This window comes from Blautia sp. CAG:237 (genome assembly GCF_000436615.1).
Classification (GTDB): Bacteria; Bacillota; Clostridia; order Lachnospirales; family Lachnospiraceae; genus Blautia_A; species Blautia_A intestinihominis.
In genome coordinates this window covers 39,500-42,428 of sequence record NZ_FR886770.1, presented here as the reverse complement: position 1 = coordinate 42,428, position 2,929 = coordinate 39,500, and the positions used below count along the sequence as shown (strand labels likewise).

At 47.7% G+C, this 2,929-nt stretch carries 3 protein-coding genes; all 3 read left to right on the top strand.

Translation table 11 applies throughout. From position 1 onward, the window contains the following. Nucleotides 1-737: ABC transporter ATP-binding protein (locus QZL69_RS13225; protein WP_291519765.1), on the top strand; the 737-nt coding region annotated here is incomplete at its 5' end. Continuing rightward, the gene (locus tag QZL69_RS13220; protein ID WP_022215665.1) at nt 727-1,542 is read left to right on the top strand and encodes an ABC transporter permease; all 816 of its coding nucleotides are present in this window, start codon (nt 727-729) and stop codon (nt 1,540-1,542) included. The genes QZL69_RS13225 and QZL69_RS13220, both read left to right, overlap by 11 nt. Continuing rightward, the coding region (locus tag QZL69_RS13215) for an extracellular solute-binding protein (RefSeq protein ID WP_291519762.1) at nt 1,539-2,929 on the top strand (1,391 nt) is incomplete at its 3' end. The genes QZL69_RS13220 and QZL69_RS13215, both read left to right, overlap by 4 nt.

Below are 2,929 nucleotides of genomic sequence, written 5' to 3'. Positions count from 1 at the left end.
ATGACAAGATCAAATACGCACTGAAACTCGTCAACCTGGACGGCTTCGAGAACCGTATGCCGGACTCCTTAAGTGGCGGCCAGCAGCAGCGTATCGCTATCGCAAGAGCAATCGTAAATGAGCCGAAGGTCCTTCTTCTGGATGAGCCTCTGGGCGCTCTGGACCTCAAGATGCGCCAGGATATGCAGTACGAGCTGATCCGTCTCAAGAACGAGCTGGGGATCACTTTCCTGTATGTAACACATGATCAGGAAGAAGCCCTTACCATGTCCGACACTATCGTAGTTATGAACCAGGGTTACATCCAGCAGATCGGAACTCCGGAGAAAATCTACAACGAGCCGGAGAATGCTTTCGTGGCAGATTTTATCGGTGAGAGTAATATCATTTCTGCAACGATGGTGCAGGATCGTCTTGTCAAGATCCTCGGAGTGAATTTCCCGTGCGTGGACGAAGGATTCGGACAGAACAAACCGGTTGACGTTGTTATCCGTCCGGAGGATATCGACCTTCTCAAACCGGGTGAAGGAAGCATCGACGGTGTTGTCACACACCTGATCTTTAAAGGTGTTCATTATGAGATGGAAGTCATGGCAAATAACTATGAATGGCTGGTACACAGCACAGATATGTTCCCGGTTGGAACGGAAGTCAGCATCCATGTAGATCCGTTTGACATCCAGATCATGAAAAAACCGGAATCAGAAGATGAGGAGGCGGTAAACATTGAAGAATAAGCGTCTGCTTGCCGGACCTTATCTTTTCTGGTCCGCATCTTTTGTCGTGATCCCGCTTCTGGTGATCGTTTATTATGCATTTACCAGCGATGAGGGAACTTTTACATTTTCAAACCTGGCACAGATCACGACACCGGAGAATCTGAAGGCTCTGGGAATGTCCATCCTTCTGTCTTTCTTAAGTACCGCGATCTGTCTGATCCTTGCCTATCCGCTGGCAATGATCCTGAGCCAGAACAAAGTCAGTCAGACAAGTTTTATCGTGCTGATCTTTATCCTGCCGATGTGGATGAACTTTCTTCTCCGCACCCTGGCATGGCAGACACTGCTTGAAAAAAACGGTGTCATCAACAGCGTGTTGAGTTTCCTGCATCTGTCGGCACTGGAGATCATCAATACACCGTATGCGATCATCCTTGGTATGGTGTACAACTTCCTGCCGTTCATGGTGCTTCCGATCTATAACGTACTGATCAAGATCGACAGCAATGTTATCAACGCGGCACGTGACCTGGGAGCAAATCCGGTACAGACTTTCTGCAAGGTTATTTTTCCGCTGAGTATCCCGGGTGTGATCAGCGGTATCACTATGGTATTTGTACCGGCACTGACAACATTCGTTATCTCCGACCTTCTGGGAGGCGGTAAGATTCTCCTGATCGGAAACGTGATCGAGCAGTCCTTTAAACAGAACAGCAACTGGCATGTCGGAAGTGGACTTTCTCTTGTGCTGATGGTATTCATCATTGCAAGTATGGCACTTGTGGCAAAATACGACAACGAAGACGGGGGTGCGACATTTTGATCAGAAAATACTTACAGAAAATATACCTGGCTCTTATTTTTATTTTGCTGTATGCACCGATCGTGACGCTGGTCGTGCTGTCCTTTAACCAGTCCAAGACGAGAGCGAAGTGGGGCGGATTTACCCTGAAATGGTACAAAGAACTGTTCCAGAACGAACAGATCATGAGTGCCTTTTATACGACACTGATCATTGCCTTTGTCTCAGCGGCGATCGCAACGATCATCGGAACGGCAGCAGCAATCGCCATTCAGGGAATGAAGCAGAAATGGAAGACCATGTACATGGGTCTTACCAACATCCCGATGATGAATGCAGAGATCGTTATGGGTGTGTCATTGATGCTTCTCTTTATTGCTTTTCACATGACACTTGGTTTCGGCACCATCCTGATCGCGCATATTACGTTCAATATTCCGTATGTGATCCTGAGTGTGTCACCGAAGCTGAAACAGACAAACCGTTATACATATGAAGCGGCAATGGACCTCGGGGCATCCCCGGTCAAGGCTTTCTTCAAGGTGGTTTTCCCGGATATCGTGCCGGGAGTCCTCTCCGGATTTATGCTGGCGTTTACCATGTCCCTGGATGATTTCGTTATCACCCACTTTACCAAGGGACCTGGGATCGACACACTTTCCACCAAGATCTATACAGAGGTACGAAAGGGAATCAAACCGGAGATCTATGCACTTTCCACGATCATGTTCGTGACGGTGCTTGTCCTTCTGATCCTGGTCAACTATTCTCCGAAGGAAGAAGAGGAGACCACAGCCAGAAAGAAAGTCCGCAGACCATCCAAAGTCAAGAAGATCATCATCCGCCGTGTGATCCCGGTGACGATCTGCATCCTCTTTATCGGAGGCGGATTCTACTATGCGGAAGAAAGCGGTGTCGTGAATGATGATAAACTGGTTGTTTACAACTGGGGTGAATACATCGATCCGGGAGTCCTGACCATATTTGAGGAAGAGACAGGGATCAATGTTGTTTACGAAGAATTTGAGACAAACGAGATCCTTTATCCGAAGGTAAGTTCCGGTGCAATCGCATACGACGTGGTCTGCCCGAGTGATTATATGATCCAGCGAATGATCGAGAATGACCTGCTTACAGAGATCAACTTTGACAACATTCCGAATATCAAGAATATCGGCAAGCAGTATATGGAACAGTCCAGACAGTTTGACCCGGAGAATAAATATTCCGTACCATACTGCTGGGGAACTGTCGGTATCCTTTACAACAAGACTATGGTGGATGAGCCGGTCAACAGCTGGTCGATCCTCTGGGATCCGAAATACAAGGACAACATTCTGATGCAGGATTCTGTCCGTGATGCGTTTGGCGCGACACTGAAATATCTCGGATATTCTCTGAACTCCAC